Here is a 3,280-nt window from a genome sequence, read left to right as displayed (position 1 = left end):
GAGCAGTGAGGGAACGGGCGTGAACGCGGACGGGGCGCGGAGGTCACCTCCGCGCCCCGTCCGCGTCCGGGTGCTCAGACGCCGTTCGCGGCCGCCGCGCACTCCGCGCAGGTCCCGAAGATCTCCACGGTGTGGGCCACGTTGACGTAGCCGTGCTCGGCGGCGATGGTCTCCGCCCAGGTCTCCACGGCCGGACCCTCGACCTCGACCGCCTTGCCGCAGCCGCGGCAGACCAGGTGGTGGTGGTGGTCGCCGGTGGAGCAGCGGCGGTAGACGGACTCGCCGTCGGCGGTGCGCAGTACGTCCACCTCGCCGGCGTCGGCGAGGGACTGCAGGGTGCGGTAGACGGTGGTGAGTCCGACCGAGTCGCCCTTGTGCTTGAGCACGTCGTGCAGCTCCTGCGCGCTGCGGAACTCGTCGACGTCCTGGAGCGCAGCCGCCACGGCGGCCCGCTGCCTGGTGGCGCGGCCCTTCACGGGCGGTCCAGCGGTGGTCACCGGTTTCCTCCTCAGTCCGACCCTGCTCTGCCGCGGCCATTGTGCCAGGCCGGGCAGGAGGGAGTCAGGCGTCGGCGTTCCCGGGCGGTTTCCGGCCGGCCGGCACCGCGCACTCGGCCGGGTCCGGGGCGGGCCGGGCGGCGGCCAGCGCGCGGGCACGGCGGCGGGCCAGCGGGGTGGCCAGCACGGTCAGCACGATGAACGCGGCGATCGTCAGCAGCACGATCGTCGCCCCGGGCGGCACGTCCTGGTAGTACGAGGTGACCGTGCCGCCGATGGTCACGCTCACGCCGATCGCGACGGCGATGGCGAAGGTGGCGGCGAAGCTGCGGCTGAGCGCCTGGGCGGCGGCCACGGGCACGACCATGAGCGCGCTCACCAGCAGCAGGCCCACCACGCGCATCGCGACGGTGACGGTGACCGCCGCCGTGACGGCGGTGAGCAGGTTCAGGAACCGCACCGGCAGGCCCGTGACCCGGGCGAACTCCTCGTCCTGGCTGACCGCGAACAGCTGGCGGCGCAGACCGACGGTGACCAGCACCACGAACGCGGCCAGCAGGCAGATGGCCGTCACGTCCGACTCGGAGACCGTCGACAGGGAGCCGAACAGGTACGAGGTGAGGTTCGCGTTGGAACCGGTCGGGGCGAGGTTGATGAACATCACGCCGCCCGCCATGCCGCCGTAGAACAGCATCGCGAGGGCGATGTCACCGCGGGCCTTGCCGTACCAGCGGATCAGTTCCATCAGGACGGCGCCGAGGACGGAGACCAGGGTCGCCATCCACACCGGCGACCAGGAGAGCAGGAAGCCGAGGCCGACGCCGGTCATCGCGACGTGCCCGATGCCGTCGCCCATGAGGGCCTGGCGGCGCTGGACGAGGTAGATGCCGACCGCGGGGGCGGTGATGCCGACCAGGACGGCCGCCAGCAGGGCCCGCTGCATGAAGGCGTAGTTCAGGAGTTCCATCGGCAATCAGCTCAGCAGTCCCGTGCGGATCGGTTCGGCGCCCGCCGGTGCGTGCGGGTGCACGTGGTCGTGGCCGGGCAGCGCGTGCTGGCCGACCGCCTCGGGCGGCGGGCCGTCGTGCGTCACGCAGCCGTCGCGCAGGACGACCGCCCGGTCGATCAGGGGCTCCAGCGGTCCCAGCTCGTGCAGGACGAGCAGGACGGTGGTGCCCCGGTCGACCTGCTGGCGCAGGATCCTCGCGAGCACCTCCTGGCTGGCCAGGTCGACGCCCGCCATCGGCTCGTCCAGGATCAGCAGTTCGGGTTCGGCGGCGAGCGCGCGGGCGATCAGCACCCGCTGGTGCTGGCCGCCGGAGAGCGCGTCCACGGAGTCCTTCGCCCGGTCCGCCATGCCGACGAGGTCCAGCGCGCGGCGCACGGCCTCGTGGTCGGCCCTGCGGAACACGCCGAAACGGGTGCGGGAGAGCCGGCCGGAGGCGACCACCTCGGTCAGCGTGGCGGGCACGCCGCCCGCGGCCGTGGTGCGCTGCGGGACGTACCCCACGCGCGCCCAGTCGCGGAACCGCCGCCGGGGGGTGCCGAACAGCTCGATCTCGCCGGCGCCGGCCGGCACCTGGCCGATGACGGCGCGCACGGTCGTCGACTTGCCGGAGCCGTTGGCGCCGAGCAGGGCGACGACCTCGCCGCGGCGCACGGTGAGGTCGATGCCGCGCAGGACGGGGCGCGCGCCCAGCTCGGCGTGGACGCCCCGCAGGGATATGACGGCCTCGGCCCCCGGCGCCGGCGGGGTGGATCCGGTCTTCGTGCTCATGCTGCCGCCCTCCGATGGGTCGGTCGGCCGGCCGGGCGGCGGGTCACGCGGATCCCAGAGCCGTCTGCAGGGCCTTCAGGTTGGACTCCATGACCTCGAAGTAGTCGTCGCCGCGGGAGGCGTCGGTGATGCCCTCGAGCGGGTCGAGGACGTCCGTCCTCAGTCCGGCGTCCTTGGCGACCGTCTTCGCGGTGTCGTCACTCACCAGTGTCTCGTAGAAGACGGTGCTCACGCCGTCGGCCTTCGCGGTCCGGGTGAGCTCCTTCACGCGGGCCGCGCTGGGCTCGGACTCGGGGTCGAGGCCGTTGATGGCCTCCTCGCTCAGGCCGTAGCGCTCGGCGAAGTAGCCGAAGGAGGCGTGGGTGGTGATGAAGACGTCGGTCTTGCGGTCCTTCAGGCCCGCCTCGAGCGTGGCGTCCAGCTCGTTCAGCTCGCCGACGAGGGTCTCGGTGTTCTTCCGGTAGTCGGCGGCGTGGTCGGGGTCGGCCTTCTCGAAGGCCTTGCCGACGCCCTCGGCGACCTCGGCGTACTTGACCGGGTCGAGCCAGACGTGGGGGTCCTTGCCGCCCTCGGTCCCGTGGCTGTGGCCCTCGTGCCCGTCCTCGTCCTCGTGGGCGTGGTCCTCGCCCTCGTGCCCGTCCTCGTGGCCGTGCCCGGCGCCGTGCGCCTCCAGGGCGGTCAGGGTGGCGGCGTCGATCTTCGTCTTCACACCGGACTGGCCGATGGCCTCGTCGACGGTGGGCTGCAGGCCCTTGAGGTGGAGCGCCGCGTCGGCCTCCTCGAGCTGCGCGGTCTGCTTGGCGCTGATCTCCAGGTCGTGCGGCTCCTGGCCGGGCTGGGTCAGGCTGGTGACGTTCACGTGGTCGCCGCCGATCCGCTCGGCCAGGAACGCCATCGGGTAGAAGGAGGCGACGACGTCGAACTTGTCGGTGCTGCCCGCCGCGGCGCTGCCGGAGGAGCAGGCGGACAGGGTGCCCAGGGCGAGCGCGGTGACCGCGGTCACCGC

General features: G+C 73.1%; 4 protein-coding genes. All 4 read right to left on the bottom strand.

Annotation, left to right across the window (positions count from 1 at the left end; translation table 11 throughout):
- Nucleotides 1-74: 74 nt before the first annotated feature.
- On the bottom strand, nt 75-497 hold the full coding sequence (locus AOK18_RS03400; RefSeq protein ID WP_055571712.1) for a Fur family transcriptional regulator: 423 nt from the start codon (nt 495-497) through the stop codon (nt 75-77).
- Between the two features lie 64 nt (nt 498-561).
- Nucleotides 562-1,464, bottom strand: coding sequence for a metal ABC transporter permease (locus AOK18_RS03395; RefSeq protein WP_055571713.1), 903 nt, complete (start codon nt 1,462-1,464; stop codon nt 562-564).
- A gap of 6 nt (nt 1,465-1,470) precedes the next feature.
- Complete coding sequence (locus tag AOK18_RS03390) at nt 1,471-2,274, bottom strand: metal ABC transporter ATP-binding protein (RefSeq protein ID WP_055571714.1); 804 nt, start codon at nt 2,272-2,274, stop codon at nt 1,471-1,473.
- A 43-nt stretch (nt 2,275-2,317) separates the two neighbouring features.
- Nucleotides 2,318-3,280 (bottom strand): metal ABC transporter solute-binding protein, Zn/Mn family (locus AOK18_RS03385; RefSeq protein WP_240503036.1); only part of this gene is annotated, 963 nt, incomplete at its 5' end.

Origin of the sequence: Streptomyces prasinopilosus (genome assembly GCF_001419695.1) — a bacterium.
GTDB classification, from domain to species: Bacteria; Actinomycetota; Actinomycetes; order Streptomycetales; family Streptomycetaceae; genus Streptomyces; species Streptomyces prasinopilosus.
This window is presented reverse-complemented; position numbering and strand designations above follow the sequence as displayed.